Below are 16,470 nucleotides of genomic sequence, written 5' to 3'. Positions count from 1 at the left end.
ATCAATAGCTATCGACTGGAGCGATGATGACGAGCAAAAATGTACATGACCATGATCAAAATTTCAGCGTCGACGAGGTCATTGATCTTGCTGACAAGCACTGTGAAGACAATGGCTTGAAGCTAACGCCTGCCCGTCGGAAGGTAATGGAGATTTTGTTGTCTGAGGATCGGGCCATGGGCGCTTACGAAATTCTGCCCCTACTGGAGAAAGCTGGGCTCGGCGGTCAGCCGCCTGTCGTTTATCGTGCATTGGAATTTCTTCAGAAACATGGATTCGTGCACAAGATTGAGCGTTTGAATGCATTTGTTGCCTGTACTCATCCTGGTTCCGACCACTCGCCCGCCTTTATGATCTGCCGAGATTGCAGCCTTGTCGTGGAAACGGAAAGCCACCCGGTGGATGGAATGAAATCTCAAGCAGCGGACAATGGGTTTGCGATTGATCATACGGTGATCGAACTCGAAGGTGTCTGCGCGGATTGCCAGCCAGAAAAATGACGCTTCTTTCGACAAAAAATATGAGCGTCCGACTCGGCGGGCACACGGCTTTGCGCAATGTGGATTTTTCAATTGCGTCCGGCGAGATTGTCACCATCGTAGGGCCCAACGGTTCCGGGAAATCGACCTTGTTGAAAGCGTTGATAGGGGCCGTGAAGCCAACACAGGGCAGTCTAGAGCGTAGGCCCGGCCTGCGGATCGGTTACGTTCCTCAAAAGCTTCATATTGACCCCACCTTGCCGATCTCGGTGCGCCGGTTTCTGTCTTTGCCAAAGAAAAACTCTGATGCGGAAATCAATGCCGCGCTCGCCCGAGTGGGCGCATCGGACTTATTGTCGAAACAGATGTTTGCGCTTTCTGGCGGGCAGTTTCAGCGTACGTTGCTGGCCCGAGCTCTATTGGAGAAACCAGATATTTTCGTTTTAGACGAGCCGACCACCGGGCTTGATCAACCTGGATCTGCGGCGCTTTACAACTTAATCGAAGAATTGCGCCATGAAACCGGAGCTGCGGTTCTCATGGTAAGCCACGAGCTGCACGTCGTCATGAGCGCGTCAGATCGTGTGATTTGTCTGAACGGTCACGTGTGTTGTCACGGTACGCCGGATGTGGTTGCATCGGCCCCGGAATATCGGGCATTGTTTGGCACCGGGACCCAAGGCGCGCTTGCGCTTTATCGCCATGAACACAACCACAGCCATGACGGCGAAACGCACGCGGAACATTCCCATGTTTGATGATTTCCTTGTACGTGCCGCCTTCGCGGGGCTTGGAATCGCAATTGCCGCAGCACCTTTAGGGTGCTTTGTGGTGTGGCGTCGGATGGCGTATTTCGGCGACGCGACCAGTCATGCCGCGATTTTGGGAGTCGCACTGTCTTTGGCTCTATCAATCTCGGTTTTCACCGGTGCCTTAGCGGTTGCGCTGGTGATGGCGTTGACCGTGCACGCCCTGTCGGGGCGCGGTTATGCCATGGATACGCTGTTGGGTGTTTTGGCGCATTCCGCACTTGCTGTCGGCCTTGTTGCTGCGAGCTTTTTGCAAGGGGTGCGCATCGATCTTATGGCCTATCTGTTTGGTGATATCTTGGCCGTCTCAAAAAATGATCTGCTGATTATTTGGTGCGGGGCAGCTTTGGTGGTATCGCTGATGGCTGCGCGTTGGTCTGCTTTGCTGACGGCAACGCTTAACGGCGATTTGGCGATGGCGAGTGGTGTTGATCCAAAACGCGAGCAGCTGATCCTAACGGTTTGTCTTGCTGTTGTAGTCGCGGTTGCGATTAAGGTTGTCGGCGTCCTGTTGATTGTCGCGATGCTGATTATTCCTGCTGCAGGGGCGCGACCATTGGCAAGGAACCCAGAAAGCATGGCATTGATTGCAGCCGCGCTTGGCGGTCTATCTGCGATCCTTGGACTTCAGGTGAGCCTTGAATACGACACGCCGACAGGGCCAAGCATCGTCTGCGTTGCGGCAGGACTTTTTGTTCTATCGGTGACTTTTGGTCGTCTTACGCAGCGGGCGCGCTAAACCAATCAGCGATGGAGTCTGGGTCCGGCTCAACAAACGTTGCATGGCCGTCCGTGAATTCTTCAAACGCGTCTTTGTTGAGACCGTTTACCCCGCAAAGCACCGGTACACCCAAGGCGATCGCTTGACCTATCGTGTCGCGAAATCCGCGCCCGCTTGCTTCGTGTTTGCCAAATTTGTTGATGACCAGAAGTGCCGCGTTTGTCCCAAGTCGATTGCTGACTTCGGCCACCGCTTGTTCAAGCGCTTCGGGATCTAGGCGGCATCCCTGAGAGTTGGGGCCAAGGTCTTGGGAAATGCGAATGGTTGGGCCGTCCGGCAGCACTTCTACGTCCATATCGCATTTTGGACAGTCTTCACGGTCGGTATTAACCTGAACCACGCCGACCACATTTTGCCCTCGCGCCATTTCTGCTTTGGCAAATCGAAAAAGAACCTGATCTAGGTCACCTTTTCCTTCGGTCATTGTATAGGCAATTTTCATGGCATTGGGTCCGCTGCTTTGTCGCGACTGCGGACTCATATAAACCTGCAAACTGGGAATGCACTACCCCATAGTTTCTGCGTACCGTGTGGCAAGGTCGCGCATCGCTTGGCGGAACGGGTTCGGGCCGTGGCTGATCCGCGCCACGCCAAGGCTTGCCAGTGTCTCATGATCTGGGGCGGCTGGGGTCTTGAAAACATTGACTGGGATTTCTGCAGCCTCACACACGCGGCCAATCAGTTCGGGGTCGGTCAATCCGGGGACAAAGAAACCGCTGGCGCCAGCCTCGGTATAAGCTGCCAAACGTTCTAGAGCTTGCGGCATCAAACCCGAGTGCCAGTCCGTGTTTGATTCATGCAAGAAGAGATCGGTCCGAGCATTGATGAACAGCGGCACGCCAAATTCATCCGCAGTGGCGCGGGCTGCTGCGATGCGTTTCACTTGCATGTCTTGGGGGTGGAGCCCCTTGCCGCCGATCACTTGATCCTCAAAGTTAATCCCAACGATCCCTTGCTTCAGGGCAAGTCTTACATTTGTCGAAACGCCGGTTGGTCCGACGGCATAGGCCCCTTCGAAATCCAAAGACACCGGCACATCAACGGTTTCGCAGATGCGTTTTGCGGTCATCAGGGCAATCTCAAGCGGCAGCTTCTCGCCATCATCAAAGCCTTGCGCCGCGGCCACCGACCAACTTCCAGTCGCGACTGCCTTTGCCCCGGCCTCTTCAACGATCTTGGCGGACCCAGCATCCCAGATATTGTAGAGAACCAGTGGGTTGCCCGGCTGATGAAGATCCGCAAAGATTTGCGCTTTTTCTGCTTGATTAGACACTGTTTTTGTCATGCCGCCTTGTCCCGATAGGTGCGCTCTAATTCAATGAGCCGTTGTTTTCTCCAGAGTCCGCCACCGTATCCGGTGAGAGAGCCATCCATTCCTAATACGCGATGGCAGGGTACAATCAAGGCGATCTGGTTGGCGCCGTTGGCCCGGGCGACAGCACGCACGGATGCGGGGCGATCAACGGCTCGGGCCATGTCGGAATAAGTGCGGGTCTCTCCGGCTGGAATGTTCTGAAGTGCGTTCCAAACCTCTTGGGTGAATGCAGATCCGTGATACGCAAGTTTGACCGTGAATTCCCAGCGTTCCCCAGCGAAAAAGGCTGCAAGTTCCTTCTCGACCTGATCAGTGATGGCGAACCGCCCAAAACCAAGAGAACCTTTGGCGTATTTCTGGAGTTTCTTAAGTGACCCGGGCAGGGCCTTTCGGTCCACGAATTCGAGAAGATGAAGCGTGTGTTTGTCACAAACTGCCACCATTGGGCCAAGCGGTGTGTCTATCCAATCCGCACGTAGCAGCGCGTTTTGCTCGAAACTTGAAGGCGTCTGTCCCAAAAGCTTTGCGAAGGCTTTGCGGAAAGCGCTCGGGCTCTCAAACCCCGCATCCAATTGCGCCTCCAAGACCGGCCCACCTTTTGAGAGGGTCGTAAAACCTTCGCGAAGGCGACGTTGCCGTGCCATCTCTAGGAAGGTCATGCCAAAGTGGCGTTTGAATGTTCTTCGCACAGTGGAGGGATCCAGTTTCATGCGAACGAGATCGTCTTCGCTCCAGCGATAAACGGGACGTTCTTCTAGGGCCGCCAAAAGTAATTTAACCGTCGGGTCGGCATCCGCCATTGGGGCGAGCGGGTGGCAGCGTTTGCAGGGGCGGAAGCCCGCTTCGATGCAGTCGCCGACGGAAGAAAACCATTGGCAGTTTTCGGGCTTGGGCGTGCGGGCAGGGCAGGTGAGGCGACAGAAGATGCCGGTGGACGTCACACCGACACAAGCGCGGCCTTCATATGATGGGTCGCGATTATCAAGCGCGATATAGAGCGTGTCGTCGTCGGGTAAATCAAAGAACATATGCGCAGCTTAATCTGAGTCGCTGGGCTGTGGCGTCTAAAATCGGGCGCGGATGTTCGTTGGTAACAAGTTTTTTGGATTTTTTTTGCAAAAAAGAATGCGCGAGTCAGATCAAGTCCCAGAGGAGTTTGGCAGCCATGGCAAGGGTGGTGAACACAAGGAGGGGTTTGATCAGGCGTGCGCCGATCTTTTGAGCCAGCGAAGCCCCAAGGCGCGCACCAAATATTTGCGCGACTCCCATTGCGAGACCTGTCATCCAAAAAGGAGTGGCAACGAAGGCAAAGGCGAGCAGGGCGCCGGCGTTTGAGGCGCAATTTAACAGCTTGGTGTGTGCTGTGGCTTTGAGGATGCCGTAGCCAGCAAGGGACACAAAGGCGAGCATGAAAAAGCTACCGGTGCCCGGGCCGAGCAGACCGTCATAGGCTGCGATAAGCGGCACCATTGAAGCAGAAAAGACAAATGGCGACATGCGGCGCTCTTTGTCTTCATCATTCAGTCCGCGTTGAAATGCAAAAAAGAGCGCGACGCCGACAAGCAGCAGCGGAAGGAACCAGCGGATCAAGTCCGTTGGCAGCTGGGAGACAAGCAGCGCGCCGGCGATTGAAGCGATAAATGAAATGCATGCGGGCCGAAGCTGTTTTCTCAGATCGACGTGGCCACCTTTGGCATATGAATAAGCAGCGGTGGCAGCACCAAATAACCCTTGGATTTTATTTGTTGCGAGCGCAGTCAGAGGTGGGACCCCTGCGAGCAACATCGCAGGCAACGCGATAAGACCGCCGCCTCCTGCGATCGAGTCAACGAAGCCAGCAATAAAGCCTGCGGCCAGAAGGATAAGCAGGATCTCAAAGCTGACTTCAAACATCGACTAGGTCACGAACTCGGATTTTGCATAACCCTGAATATACAAGAGTGCGGTCAGGTCGCCATGGTTGATGCAGATATCGCATTTTTCTTGCAGGGCTGGCTTGCCGTGTAGCGCGACACCAGTGCCCGCGTTTTCAAGCATCAAGAGGTCATTCATTCCGTCACCCACGGCCACCACATCTTCGCGAGTGATACCGAGCCGGGCGGTGATATCGTCCAATGTTTCCAGCTTTGCTTCGCGACCCAAAATAGGGCGGATGACTTTCCCGGTAAGGGTGCCGTCTGCGATTTCCAATGTGTTGGCGCGGTTTTCGTCAAAACCCAGCTCGGATGCCACTTTGGCAGTGAAGGCCGTGAAGCCACCGGACACCAGTGCGCCATATCCACCATTTGCCTTCATGGTTTGCACCAGCGCGCGGCCGCCAGGCATATATTCGATCCGGGTTTTGAGAACATGATCGATGATGCCTTCCGGGAGGTCTTGCAAAAGCCCAACGCGCTCATCAATCGCGCCTTCAAAGTCCAGCTCGCCATTCATGGCCTTGGCAGTGATATCCGCCACACGCTCGCCGACACCCGCTTCCGCCGCCAACTCGTCAATGCATTCCTGCTGAATCATGGTGCTGTCCATGTCAGCAAGCAGCATCTGCTTTTTGCGACCTTCGGCAGGTTGAATGACGAGGTCGATCTTCTCAGCTTGTAGTGACGTCCACACATCCTCGGCGTTGTCTGGTCGGTGCGCTAAGGAAAACTCTGCCGCTTCTCCGGTCGCCAGCCATTGTGCCTCGCCACCGCCCCACGCATTGCGCAGGTTTTCAACTGTGGCCGCGTCCAATGATGGCGCGGCTGGGTTGGTGAGAAGCGTTACGATAAACATGTGAAAGATCCTGTTCGGCAGTCTTGTTGTCGCCCTTACCTCAGGAAAAACGCAATTACCACCCGGTTGGCGCAGAGAACGGATATGTTTCCGATCGTGAACGCGGCCGCCGAAAAAACGTGATCTCAGCTTCAAATCGCATCGTTTTCCCGGTTGTGCGAGTCGGATCAGGTCTCTATGTCCGGCGGTGGGACACCTCTCCCCAACGAGAGGCATTTATCTGTAAGGATAGCATTGATGGCTACTCAGCAACCGGCAACGCGGCCGGCAAACCCGCGTTTTTCTTCTGGCCCATGTGCCAAACCCCCGACATTCGAATTGTCTAAACTGGCCGACGCCGCATTGGGTCGCAGCCACCGCGCAGCTGTTGGTAAAGCCAAGCTGAAAGATGCCATCGAAGGCACGCGCGAGATTTTGGGCATTCCTGCTGATTACAAGATCGGCATCGTTCCTGCGTCTGACACTGGCGCGGTTGAGATGGCTTTGTGGTCCCTGCTGGGCGAACGCAAGGTCGAGATGCTGGCTTGGGAGAGCTTTGGTTCTGGCTGGGTGACCGACGTGGTCAAGCAGCTGAAGATCGACGCTGAAGTGAAAACCGCAGACTACGGTCAGATCGTTGATCTCGCATCTATCAACTTTGCCAATGACGTTGTCTTTACTTGGAACGGCACCACTGCCGGTGTTCGCGTGCCAAATGGTGACTGGATTGCAGATGACCGCGACGGTCTGACCATCTGTGATGCAACCTCTGCTGCCTTTGCGATGGACCTGCCTTGGGACAAACTGGATGTGACCACCTTCTCTTGGCAGAAGGTTCTTGGTGGCGAAGCGGCACACGGTATCATCGTTCTATCTCCACGTGCCGTTGCACGTCTTGAGAGCTACACCCCTGCATGGCCATTGCCGAAAATCTTCCGCATGACCAAAGGCGGTAAGCTGATCGAAGGCATCTTCACTGGCGCAACCATCAACACGCCATCCATGCTGGCGGTCGAAGATTACCTCTTCGCGCTGGACTGGGCGCGTTCTGTGGGTGGTCTGGAAGGACTGATTGCGCGGGCAGATGCAAACGCGAAAGCCGTGTTTGATTTCTGCGATGCCAACGACTGGATTGCGAACCTCGCGGAAGATGATGCGACCCGTTCTAATACGTCCGTCTGCTTGAAATTCACCGACCCACGCATCCAAGATGGTGCAACTTTTGCCAAGGCCGTTGCGAAACGTCTGGAAGCGGAAAACATCGCGTTGGACATTGGTGCCTATCGTGATGCGCCAGCCGGTCTGCGGATCTGGTGTGGTGGCACGGTTGAGACTGCGGATGTTGAGGCCATGTTGCCTTGGCTCGCGTGGGCATTCGAAGCCGAGATCGAAGCACAAGCTTAAGGGATTGCCGGGCTGAAGCCCGGCCTACCCGAACATCACCGAATTGTAGGCCGGGCTTCAGCCCGGCAACCCGACACAACAAAGGACCAAACCCATGGCCCCTAAAGTACTCGTATCTGACAAACTGTCTGAAACCGCCGTTCAAATCTTCCGCGACCGCGGCATCGACGTGGATTTCATGCCGGACCTCGGCAAAGACAAAGAAAAGCTGGCTGAACTGGTTGGCCAATATGACGGTCTTGCGATCCGTTCCGCGACCAAAGTCACTCCGACTATCTTAGAAGCGGCAACCAACCTGAAAGTTGTTGGTCGTGCAGGTATCGGGACCGACAACGTCGACAAGGAAGCGGCAAGCAAAAAAGGTGTGATCGTGATGAACACACCTTTCGGCAACATGATCACCACGGCGGAACATGCGATTGCGATGATGTTCGCGGTTGCGCGTCAAATTCCAGAAGCGTCTGAGTCCACTCATGCGGGCAAATGGGAAAAATCCAAGTTCATGGGTGTTGAGCTGACCAACAAAACGCTTGGCGTGATTGGTGCAGGTAACATCGGCGGCATCGTCTGCGACCGTGCGCGCGGTCTGAAAATGAAAGTCATCGCGTATGATCCATTCCTGTCGGAAGAAAAAGCCGACAAAATGGGTGTCGAGAAAGTCGAACTGGATGACCTGCTGGGTCGTGCCGACTTTATCACGCTGCACGTCCCATTCATCGCAGGTGTGACTGAAAACATCCTGTCTGCAGAGAACCTTGCGAAGACCAAAAAAGGCGTTCGTATCATCAACTGTGCCCGCGGTGGTCTGGTCGATGAAGCGGCATTGGCAGAACTGTTGAAGTCTGGCCACGTAGCCGGCGCGGCGTTTGACGTATTTGCAGAAGAGCCTGCGAAAGAGAACCCGCTGTTCAACCTGCCAAACGTCGTTTGTACCCCTCACTTGGGCGCGGCGACAACGGAAGCGCAAGAAAACGTAGCGCTGCAAGTTGCCGAGCAGATGTCCAACTATCTGCTGACAGGTGCGGTAGAGAACGCGCTGAACATGCCATCCGTGACCGCAGAAGAAGCGAAAGTCATGGGTCCTTGGATCAAGCTGGCCGATCACCTGGGTGCCTTCGCAGGTCAGATGACCGACGAGCCGATAAAAGCAATCAACATCCTTTATGATGGTGTTGTTGCTGAAATGAACCTTGAGGCGCTGAACTGCTCTGTGATCTCTGGCATCATGAAAAAGGCCAACCCTGACGTGAACATGGTCTCTGCACCGGTGATCGCGAAAGAACGTGGCATTCAGATCTCCACCACCAACCAAGACAAGTCTGGTTCCTTTGACGGATACATCAAAGTGACGGTTGTCACTGATGATATGGAGCGCTCCGTGGCCGGGACGGTCTTCTCTGACGGCAAGCCGCGTTTCATCCAGATCAAAGGCATCAATATCGACGCCGAAGTTGGAGCGCACATGCTCTACACCACCAACGAAGACGTACCGGGTATCATCGGTACTTTGGGTCAGACCATGGGCGAAAACGGCGTGAACATCGCGAACTTTACTTTGGGTCGTTCCGAAGTGGGCGGCGGCGCGATTGCTCTGCTTTATGTGGATGAAGAGGTGCCAGCACCGATCCGCCAGAAGCTGATTGAGACAGGTCTGTTCAAGCAGGTGAAACCACTGGTGTTCGACGTTTAAGTTCTATCTTCAAAATCTTAGAAAGGCCGCCCTTCTCGGGCGGCTTTTTTCGTTCTATGGATGAGATACGAGTGAGTGTTTGCAAAGTACTTTTTAGTGATGTCGTTCTATAACCAAATCCTGTTTCACGCCCCTCATTGGTTCTTCCGTATCGCGCCGCTTTTGCTGCTGCCATTTGCGGTCTACATCAACAATTTCGGTTGGGTGCCACCAGAAGATCGCCACGTTGGAAACCTTGGGACCTGGGTGATCTACGCATTCTTGGTTGGCATCGCCATGTGGCATCAAGATCGTTTGAACGCGACCTTCAGCACGCATCCATTGTTTCTACCGGTGATTGGCATCTTCAATGGCTTCACAGTCGGGTTGGCGGTTGTTCTGGTCTTGGCGGGCAGTATTACACCTGATGGCGCTCTGATTGTTCTGATCTTTGTGGGAGGCCTATGGGGCCTATACGTGGTTTCTCAGAAAAGAGAAGCCTCTGCAGGAATGCCTTTGGATGAAAGCGCGCTGCGGTCCACGCTGATCAATCTCGGCCTTGCAGCGGGAGCGTTCTTTCTGACGGTGTCAGGCATCGTTTCTTCAAGCCTCGGCGCGGCGCTTGGGTTCCAGTTTTTGACCGCGTTACCGATCTATAAATCAATGGATATCCCAAAGCGCGAAGAAACCGTTCGTAACACGCTGTTCTTCATTGGCATATTCATACTTATTTTTGTGAATTGATTAAGGCGCGTTTTCTTGGGCAAACCTGCCAGACTTGATCAAAGGTTTGCCGGAAACGTCCCAATTATAGAAATAAACCCAAGCCTCGGTCTCTTGAGTGCCAAGCATGACTTTTGCAAGCGCGCGCTCATACTCATAAGGTTTGTCAAAACCTTCCCCGACGCCTTCATAAGCATCCAGCGCGGTCCACAGTTCCGTATTCGGAGGAAGAGCGAAGAGATCGCCATGCACCAATGAACCGTCTGAGCTGGGAACCAAACCTGGATACCAATCGATCTTGAAAAGCTTACCGGGGCACACCGCCTCGCCGAGAAATTCGGCTTCGTTTGCTAAGCGGATTGCAAGTGTGTTTTGCTGCCCGCGCAGCAAGGTTCCATAGACGAACACGTTTAGACACGCTTTCAAGGTTTGTCCTTTACGTCTTTCAATAAGCTTTCAAGGTGCTCGTAGCCGTAATTCTGAATATAGGCCATCAGATAGTTCTGCTCTTTCATACGGCGCAGGTAATACTCGAACATATCCAAAATTTCGTGTGTTTTGATGTTTCCATAGCTCCGCTGGATGGCAATAAATTCAAAGAAATTTAAATAATCAGCCAGCGCCTCGTGGTCATCGCTACCTTCATCGGTTTCAACGTCGGCCTTCAGTTTTGCGATTTCATCAGCGGGACGGTAATCGATGATCCTTCGCATATATTTAAAGCGATCGCTTTCGTAGAACTGAGAATAAAGGCGGTACATCCATTCGCTACGTCGGCGTTTGGATTCTCCCCAATAGGTCCAAAGCGCAAACAATCCGCCAAGGGTAATAGCGACGGGCTGAATGAAGGGTAGCAGTGTTGCAAGCGTGTCCAAGTCTGAAACCTCTAAGCTGAGTGATGCTTTGGTTTAGAAAGACGGGCTAACCGATCAAAGTCAAACGGCATCATGCGGCGGGAATTGTTTAACCTGGCTTTAACCAATCATCCCGTTTTACGCCGCAATTGGCGCAAGCTTTTGCACCAGCTGGCCGAACAGGTTCCTTTGGTGGGGGCGTGTAGAAGCACAGGTGACACATGCAGAAAGCACGTCAAATGAAGACAGACATTCAAGTTTCCGGCGCGTTCGAGAAATTTGTATCCGCTCAGAAAGAGCAAACTCCAAGCGTTATCCGTTTGATTAGCGGGTTCGGAGATTCCACGTTGTTTAAAAAGTTCAACTACTGAACACAAAAATACGGCGGGCTTAGCCCGCCGCATTTGTTTTTAGCGCCAGTCCAAGACCACTTTTCCGGATTTGCCAGAGCGCATGGCCTTAAATCCTTCCTTAAATTCGCTGACATGAAACTCGTGGGTGATGACCTTGCTCACATCCAGTCCGTTTTGCAGCATTGCGATCATCTTGTACCAAGTCTCAAACATCTCGCGGCCGTAGACGCCTTTGATGGTGATGGCTTTGAAGACGATCCGGCTCCAGTCCACCGGAGATTTTCCAGGAGGAATGCCTAGCAGCGCGATCTTGCCGCCCATGACGGAGGCTTCGACCATTTGATCCAATGCTTGTTGGCTACCGGACATTTCCATGCCAACGTCAAAGCCTTGGTTCATTCCAAGTTCTGGGATGACGTCCCCCAAGTCTTCCTTGGTCACATCAACAGGGCGCACATTTGGGACAACATGTTCTGCAAGCTTCAAGCGATCTGGGTTTATGTCGGTGATGACCACGTTGCGGGCGCCCGCATGTCTGGCCACTGCGGCCGCCATAATTCCGATGGGACCGGCGCCGGTGATCAGAACGTCTTCGCCGAGCAGGTCAAAGCTAAGTGCCGTGTGCACGGCGTTGCCAAGCGGATCCAAAATCGCGCCGATTTCATCGGGGATATTGTCAGGCAAAGGCACTACGTTGAATGCTGGCAGTTTGACATATTGTGCAAACGCACCTTGAACGTTTACGCCGACGCCACGCGTACCTGGATCTAGGTGGAATTTTCCGGACCGGCTTTGGCGGCTGTCATATTCGATCAGATGCCCTTCTCCGGAACAGCGCTGGCCTATTTCCAGACCGCTGACGTTCTTGCCGACTTCGACGATTTCGCCGGCAAATTCGTGGCCGGTAATCATCGGTGTTGGGACGGTCGCCGAGGCCCAGTCATCCCAGTTCCAGATATGAATGTCCGTCCCGCAAATCCCGGTCTTGTTGACGCGAATTAGGACTTCGTTGTCGGCGATCTCGGGAATAGGGGCTTCAACCATCCACAACCCTTCTTCTGGGCGGGATTTCTCCAACGCGCTCATTTGGTTGGGGCGTGCGAAATGTGCATTCATGAGATCACTCCTATGTCTCTGCCCACTTTGCCAAAGGCAGCGAGGGCACGGTCGAGTTCGTCCTTGGTGAGAGCGGCATTCATCTGGGTGCGAATGCGCGCTTGTCCGCGGGGCACAACGGGGAAGAAGAAGCCGGACACATAGACGCCTTCTTCAAAGAGCTTGGCGGCCATGGCTTGGGCGAGTTTCGCGTCTCCAAGCATGACCGGTATGATTGGATGGTCGCCTTCAAGAAGCTCAAAACCCAATTCAGAAAGGCCCGCACGCCAGTATGCTGCGTTTTCAAACAGCTGCTTGCGCAAGCCAGCGCCCGCTTCGACAAGGCGGATCGCTTCCAGGCCAGCCATCACGATGGACGGCGGCAGAGAATTCGAAAAGAGATACGGACGCGCCCTTTGGCGCAGCAGGTCAATCACGGGCTGAGGCCCTGCAATATAGCCCCCAATCGCGCCGCCAAGCGCCTTTCCAAGGGTGCCAGTGAGAATGTCCACGTCGACCCTGAAATGGTCCGGCGTTCCCGCGCCGTTTGGCCCCATGAAGCCGGTCGCGTGGCAATCGTCTACCATCACCAACGCGTCGTATTCTTTAGCGATACGGGTGATCTCTGGTAGGTTCGCGAGGTAGCCATCCATGGAGAAGACACCATCTGTGGCAACCATAATGTGGCGCGCACCTGCATCGCGGGCTTCCTTCAATTTCGCTTCAAGATCCGCCATGTCATTGTTCGCGTAGCGATAGCGCTGGGCCTTACAAAGACGGATGCCGTCAATGATTGAGGCGTGGTTCAGGCTGTCCGAGACAATCGCATCTTCTGGGCCAAGCAGTGGCTCAAATAAACCCCCATTGGCGTCAAAACATGCTGCAAACAGGATGCTGTCATCCTTACCAAGAAATTTTGCGAGCCGTTGCTCCAACTCACGGTGAATGTCTTGAGTGCCGCAAATGAAGCGCACGGATGCCATCCCGAACCCCTTTGGGTCCATCGCGTCTTTGGCGGCTTTGATCAGGTCAGGGTGATCCGCCAAGCCAAGGTAGTTATTGGCGCAAAGGTTAATCACATCGCGGTCACCGACCGAAATTTCCCCTGCCTGAGGGGAGGTGATCATTCGTTCGCGCTTCATCAATCCCTCAGATTCGATGTCATCCAAAGTGGCGTTGATATGGGCGATGAAACGGTCAGACATGTGCTTCTCCTAGGTCCTCAAAAAAGCGGTTCCATCTAAATCTACCATAAAGGACAGATTTCCTAAATATGGGAAATCCATAATTGCAGAAAAAATCCGCAATACTGGAAATTCGGCGGTGTTTCACAGACTATGCGGATCGCAGATCCTTTTTTCATACTGAGGAAACGACGGTTTCTTTGCGTGTTCGCGACATTCGGAATTATGAAACGGCAAATCCTCCACTATAAGCGCCAAAATTTCCTATCGGAAACAAGTTAAGCGGCACACAAAAGTATACTTCTATCAACAAGTTAGAGGGTTTTGGGGTGCGTTTTTAGCACACAATTGTGCACATGGTCCGGCATCGCTGCTGCGGAGCGCTCAGGAAAGGAATTGGAGTTCTCGTGAGAAGTTAAGCGTTCTGAACAACCAGAAGCGCGCGCGCGGGGCCGCTTATCGCTTCGATGCGATGTGGCACATCCGCTGCATAGCGCGCTGTGTCGCCAGCATGAACTTCTTCAGTCGCGTTGCCGGAAACGACTCGCACGCGGCCCTCAATCACCGTCAGATGCTCTCGTGTGCCGCGGGTATGCGCATTGCTCTCCAGTTGTCCATCGCGCACGAAGCGCAAGTCATACAGCTCGTGGTGGCCCGCGTCTTCCGGCGGAGAAAGAATGCGGATGTTACAGCCTTCGCCGCGGTTTTCGATTGAAGGTGTGTTTGCGGCCCGCAGCACCTCGACCCTATCGGTGACTTCGCCGTCTTCCAAAAGACCGGCAAAATCCACCTGCAAGGCGCGGGTTAGGTTCCAAAGTGTCGCGATGGTTGGGCTGCTTTCACCCCGTTCGATCTGACTGACCATCGAACGAGAGACACCGGACAGTTTCGCAACCGCATCCAAAGACAGGCCTTGAGCGCGTCGCGCTTCTTTGAGGCGTGCAGGAAGCAGGTTGAGAATTTCATTGTCCGTATTCATGCCCAATGACCTGCCCCTTTCGTTACGTCCTGTCAACTCGCCGTGGCGTCAGCCTTTGATATTTTCGTCAAAGCTGCGAGCCTTAGGGGCAAAGCATCATCTGACATGCAGGAGGATCACATGACTGGGATTGTCATTTTGGACGGCGCGCGGACCGCGATTGGCACCTTTGGCGGCAGCTTGGCAGGGGTAACGCCAATCGATTTGGGCACTGTAGCGGCAAAAGCTGCGATTGAGCGGTCTGGTGTTTCCGCAGATAAGATCGGGCATTCGGTGTTCGGTCACGTCATTAATACAGAGCCTCGTGACATGTACCTGTCTCGCGTTGCATCCATGCAAGCCGGGCTTTCAAAAGAAACACCGGCCATGAATGTGAACCGCCTTTGTGGATCGGGCTTGCAGGCAATTGTGTCGGCGACGCAGTCCTTGATGTTAGGCGATGCAGACTTTGCATTGGCCGGTGGGGCCGAAAACATGAGCCGCTCGCCGCACATCATTCCCGATCAGCGTTGGGGCGCGAAGATGGGCGACATCCGCACGTTGGATATGATGCTGGGGGCATTGAACTGTCCTTTTGGCACCGGCCATATGGGCATCACAGCGGAAAATGTGGCGGAAGAACATGATGTCAGCCGCGAAGACATGGATGCCTTTGCGTTGGAAAGCCAAGAACGCGCAGCCCGCGCAATTGAGGCTGGGTATTTCAAGGATCAGATCGTGCCGGTTGAGGTGAAAAAGCGTCGTGAGATGGTGGCATTTGACACGGACGAACATCCGACGGCCTCAACCGCAGAGTCTCTTGCTGGGCTTCGAGCTGTCTTTAAGAAAGATGGTCGCGTCACAGCCGGTAATGCGTCAGGTATCAACGATGGCGCGGCAGCGCTGGTTTTAGCGCGCGAAGACGCTGCCGAAAAAGCGGGTTTGAAACCCAAAGCCCGTGTGCTTGGTTACGCCCATGCCGGTGTGCGCCCAGAGGTGATGGGGATCGGACCGGTTCCCGCGGTGCAAAACCTGTTGGAGAAGACCGGATTGAGCGTAGGTGACTTCGATGTTGTCGAGTCAAACGAAGCCTTCGCGGCGCAAGCGATTGCGGTGAACAAAGAGCTGGGACTGGACCCTTCGAAGGTGAACCCAAATGGCGGTGCAATTGCCTTGGGCCATCCGGTTGGGGCAACCGGTGCAATCATAACCGTTAAAGCGCTTTATGAGCTTGAGCGGATCGGCGGTGGCAAAGCCTTGATCACCATGTGCATCGGTGGCGGCCAAGGCATCGCGATTGCGATCGAGACCTGCTGATCACTTTGTTTCTGGGTAGTCCCGCAAGAAGACCCATTTGTCGCCCTCGCTCATATCCGGTTGGTAGGCGTATCCGCCAAGGTCGAAGTCTTTCAGGTTTTCGGCCTCGGTGATCCGCTTCTGAATCATAAACCGTGCCATGCTTCCACGGGCTTTCTTGGCGAAGAAACTGACGATTTTCGGCTTACCGTTTTTAAGTTCCATAAAGACAGGCGTGATGACACGTAGCTTTAGCGCCGTGGGATCGACCGCGCCGAAATATTCTTGAGAGGCGCAATTTACGAGCGTGTCCGTACCAAGGTCTTCGGCTTGGGCGTTGAGGTTTTTAGAAAGCTCATCACGCCAGAATTCGTAGAGGTTCTTACCCCGGCGTGTTTTCAAACGGCTGCCCATTTCCAAACGGTAGGGTTGGATCGCGTCGAGGGGACGGAGAACGCCATAAAGACCTGAAAGAATGCGCAAGTGGTCTTGTGCCCAAGTGATCTCTTCCGGATCGAGCGTCTTTGCCTCCAAGCCTACATAAGTGTCACCTGCAAAGGCATACATGGCCGGGCGGGTTGCGAAATCGTCTGGCTCCATTTCAAACGCCTTGAAGCGATCCCGGTTGAGCTTTGCCAGATCAGGGCTGAGATGCATCAGTTTCTGCAAATCGCCGAGAGTTAGATTGCGCGTTGTCTTCACCAGTTTTTCGGCTTCATCATGCAAAGCGGGCGTGGTGGTGTCTTGAGCCACAGGGTCCCAATCCAGACGTTTTGCTGGGGAAACGACAACTAACATT

Annotated in this window: 18 protein-coding genes; 7 read left to right on the top strand and 11 right to left on the bottom strand. The window is 54.1% G+C overall.

Going from position 1 to position 16,470, the window contains the following annotated elements; translation table 11 throughout:
- Window positions 1-26 precede the first annotated feature (26 nt).
- From TA5113_RS04290 to TA5113_RS04280, 3 genes are read left to right on the top strand one after another with little or no spacing between them, the layout of a single operon-like run.
- Entirely contained in the window at window positions 27-500 is a 474-nt protein-coding gene (locus TA5113_RS04290) for a Fur family transcriptional regulator (RefSeq protein ID WP_058313772.1), read from the top strand.
- A complete protein-coding gene (locus tag TA5113_RS04285) occupies window positions 497-1,237 on the top strand; it encodes an ATP-binding cassette domain-containing protein (RefSeq protein ID WP_058313462.1) in 741 nt (246 codons plus the stop codon). Before TA5113_RS04290 ends, TA5113_RS04285 begins: the two co-directional genes overlap by 4 nt.
- Window positions 1,230-2,027 (top strand): iron chelate uptake ABC transporter family permease subunit, encoded by a 798-nt coding sequence (locus TA5113_RS04280; protein WP_058316619.1) that lies wholly within the window; start codon window positions 1,230-1,232, stop codon window positions 2,025-2,027. Before TA5113_RS04285 ends, TA5113_RS04280 begins: the two co-directional genes overlap by 8 nt.
- On the opposite strand, the gene TA5113_RS04275 is transcribed toward TA5113_RS04280, so the two are convergent.
- The 5 genes from TA5113_RS04275 to serB form a co-directional block, all read right to left on the bottom strand.
- A complete protein-coding gene (locus TA5113_RS04275; RefSeq protein WP_058313460.1) occupies window positions 2,008-2,511 on the bottom strand; it encodes a DUF2478 domain-containing protein in 504 nt (167 codons plus the stop codon). The two genes, TA5113_RS04280 and TA5113_RS04275, sit on opposite strands and share 20 nt — an antisense overlap.
- Window positions 2,512-2,574: 63 nt before the next feature.
- Window positions 2,575-3,354, bottom strand: a complete 780-nt coding sequence (locus TA5113_RS04270; RefSeq protein WP_058313459.1) for an isocitrate lyase/PEP mutase family protein — start codon at window positions 3,352-3,354, stop codon at window positions 2,575-2,577.
- Window positions 3,351-4,412, bottom strand: coding sequence for a bifunctional transcriptional activator/DNA repair enzyme AdaA (locus TA5113_RS04265; RefSeq protein WP_058313458.1), 1,062 nt, complete (start codon window positions 4,410-4,412; stop codon window positions 3,351-3,353). The genes TA5113_RS04270 and TA5113_RS04265 overlap by 4 nt, the downstream gene beginning before the upstream one ends.
- Before the next feature lie 106 nt (window positions 4,413-4,518).
- Complete coding sequence (locus TA5113_RS04260; RefSeq protein ID WP_058313457.1) at window positions 4,519-5,277, bottom strand: TSUP family transporter; 759 nt, start codon at window positions 5,275-5,277, stop codon at window positions 4,519-4,521.
- A gap of 3 nt (window positions 5,278-5,280) precedes the next feature.
- Window positions 5,281-6,156 carry a phosphoserine phosphatase SerB gene (serB, locus tag TA5113_RS04255; protein ID WP_058313456.1) on the bottom strand — a complete coding sequence of 292 codons (876 nt, stop codon included), beginning with the start codon at window positions 6,154-6,156 and terminating at the stop codon, window positions 5,281-5,283.
- A gap of 237 nt (window positions 6,157-6,393) precedes the next feature.
- On the opposite strand from serB, the gene TA5113_RS04250 reads away from it, so the two are divergent.
- The 3 genes from TA5113_RS04250 (at window position 6,394) to TA5113_RS04240 (ending at window position 9,952) form a co-directional block, all read left to right on the top strand.
- Window positions 6,394-7,539, top strand: coding sequence for a phosphoserine transaminase (locus TA5113_RS04250; RefSeq protein WP_058313455.1), 1,146 nt, complete (start codon window positions 6,394-6,396; stop codon window positions 7,537-7,539).
- A gap of 94 nt (window positions 7,540-7,633) precedes the next feature.
- Entirely contained in the window at window positions 7,634-9,229 is a 1,596-nt protein-coding gene (serA, locus tag TA5113_RS04245; RefSeq protein ID WP_058313454.1) for a phosphoglycerate dehydrogenase, read from the top strand.
- A 99-nt stretch (window positions 9,230-9,328) separates the two neighbouring features.
- Complete coding sequence (locus tag TA5113_RS04240; RefSeq protein WP_058313453.1) at window positions 9,329-9,952, top strand: hypothetical protein; 624 nt, start codon at window positions 9,329-9,331, stop codon at window positions 9,950-9,952.
- On the opposite strand, the gene TA5113_RS04235 is transcribed toward TA5113_RS04240, so the two are convergent.
- From TA5113_RS04235 to TA5113_RS04215, 5 genes are all read right to left on the bottom strand, one after another.
- Window positions 9,953-10,357: a gamma-glutamylcyclotransferase family protein gene (locus TA5113_RS04235; RefSeq protein ID WP_058313452.1), complete on the bottom strand. Its 405-nt coding sequence runs from the start codon at window positions 10,355-10,357 to the stop codon at window positions 9,953-9,955.
- Window positions 10,354-10,806 (bottom strand): DUF4760 domain-containing protein, encoded by a 453-nt coding sequence (locus TA5113_RS04230; RefSeq protein ID WP_058313451.1) that lies wholly within the window; start codon window positions 10,804-10,806, stop codon window positions 10,354-10,356. The genes TA5113_RS04235 and TA5113_RS04230 overlap by 4 nt, the downstream gene beginning before the upstream one ends.
- Window positions 10,807-11,195: 389 nt before the next feature.
- Window positions 11,196-12,224, bottom strand: a complete 1,029-nt coding sequence (gene tdh / locus TA5113_RS04225; RefSeq protein ID WP_058313771.1) for an L-threonine 3-dehydrogenase — start codon at window positions 12,222-12,224, stop codon at window positions 11,196-11,198.
- Window positions 12,225-12,250: 26 nt separating this feature from the next.
- Window positions 12,251-13,438, bottom strand: a complete 1,188-nt coding sequence (locus TA5113_RS04220) for a glycine C-acetyltransferase (RefSeq protein WP_058313450.1) — start codon at window positions 13,436-13,438, stop codon at window positions 12,251-12,253.
- A gap of 394 nt (window positions 13,439-13,832) precedes the next feature.
- Entirely contained in the window at window positions 13,833-14,396 is a 564-nt protein-coding gene (locus TA5113_RS04215) for a helix-turn-helix domain-containing protein (protein WP_058313449.1), read from the bottom strand.
- 120 nt (window positions 14,397-14,516) lie between these two features.
- Between TA5113_RS04215 and TA5113_RS04210 the strand changes: the two genes are divergently transcribed.
- Window positions 14,517-15,692, top strand: a complete 1,176-nt coding sequence (locus TA5113_RS04210; RefSeq protein ID WP_058313770.1) for an acetyl-CoA C-acyltransferase family protein — start codon at window positions 14,517-14,519, stop codon at window positions 15,690-15,692.
- Here the strand turns inward: TA5113_RS04210 and yaaA are convergent, their stop codons facing one another.
- Window positions 15,693-16,469, bottom strand: coding sequence for a peroxide stress protein YaaA (gene yaaA / locus TA5113_RS04205; protein WP_058313448.1), 777 nt, complete (start codon window positions 16,467-16,469; stop codon window positions 15,693-15,695).
- Between the last annotated feature and the right edge of the window lies 1 nt (window position 16,470).

This window comes from Cognatishimia activa (assembly GCF_001458335.1).
Lineage (GTDB): Bacteria > Pseudomonadota > Alphaproteobacteria > Rhodobacterales > Rhodobacteraceae > Cognatishimia > Cognatishimia activa.
Note: the sequence above shows the minus strand (reverse complement) of the source record. Positions and strands in the feature narration are given on the sequence as shown.

Excerpts from the sequence above, each read along its gene's own strand:
- TA5113_RS04290 (WP_058313772.1), top strand. The coding sequence starts at position 27 with ATGACGAGCAAAAATGTACATGACCATGATCAAAATTTCAGCGTCGAC.
- TA5113_RS04285 (WP_058313462.1), top strand. The coding sequence starts at position 497 with ATGACGCTTCTTTCGACAAAAAATATGAGCGTCCGACTCGGCGGGCAC.
- TA5113_RS04280 (WP_058316619.1), top strand. The coding sequence starts at position 1,230 with ATGTTTGATGATTTCCTTGTACGTGCCGCCTTCGCGGGGCTTGGAATC.
- TA5113_RS04275 (WP_058313460.1), bottom strand. The coding sequence starts at position 2,511 with ATGAAAATTGCCTATACAATGACCGAAGGAAAAGGTGACCTAGATCAG.
- TA5113_RS04270 (WP_058313459.1), bottom strand. The coding sequence starts at position 3,354 with ATGACAAAAACAGTGTCTAATCAAGCAGAAAAAGCGCAAATCTTTGCG.
- TA5113_RS04265 (WP_058313458.1), bottom strand. The coding sequence starts at position 4,412 with ATGTTCTTTGATTTACCCGACGACGACACGCTCTATATCGCGCTTGAT.
- TA5113_RS04260 (WP_058313457.1), bottom strand. The coding sequence starts at position 5,277 with ATGTTTGAAGTCAGCTTTGAGATCCTGCTTATCCTTCTGGCCGCAGGC.
- serB (WP_058313456.1), bottom strand. The coding sequence starts at position 6,156 with ATGTTTATCGTAACGCTTCTCACCAACCCAGCCGCGCCATCATTGGAC.
- TA5113_RS04250 (WP_058313455.1), top strand. The coding sequence starts at position 6,394 with ATGGCTACTCAGCAACCGGCAACGCGGCCGGCAAACCCGCGTTTTTCT.
- serA (WP_058313454.1), top strand. The coding sequence starts at position 7,634 with ATGGCCCCTAAAGTACTCGTATCTGACAAACTGTCTGAAACCGCCGTT.
- TA5113_RS04240 (WP_058313453.1), top strand. The coding sequence starts at position 9,329 with ATGTCGTTCTATAACCAAATCCTGTTTCACGCCCCTCATTGGTTCTTC.
- tdh (WP_058313771.1), bottom strand. The coding sequence starts at position 12,224 with ATGAGCGCGTTGGAGAAATCCCGCCCAGAAGAAGGGTTGTGGATGGTT.
- TA5113_RS04220 (WP_058313450.1), bottom strand. The coding sequence starts at position 13,438 with ATGTCTGACCGTTTCATCGCCCATATCAACGCCACTTTGGATGACATC.
- TA5113_RS04215 (WP_058313449.1), bottom strand. The coding sequence starts at position 14,396 with ATGAATACGGACAATGAAATTCTCAACCTGCTTCCTGCACGCCTCAAA.
- TA5113_RS04210 (WP_058313770.1), top strand. The coding sequence starts at position 14,517 with ATGACTGGGATTGTCATTTTGGACGGCGCGCGGACCGCGATTGGCACC.
- yaaA (WP_058313448.1), bottom strand. The coding sequence starts at position 16,469 with ATGTTAGTTGTCGTTTCCCCAGCAAAACGTCTGGATTGGGACCCTGTG.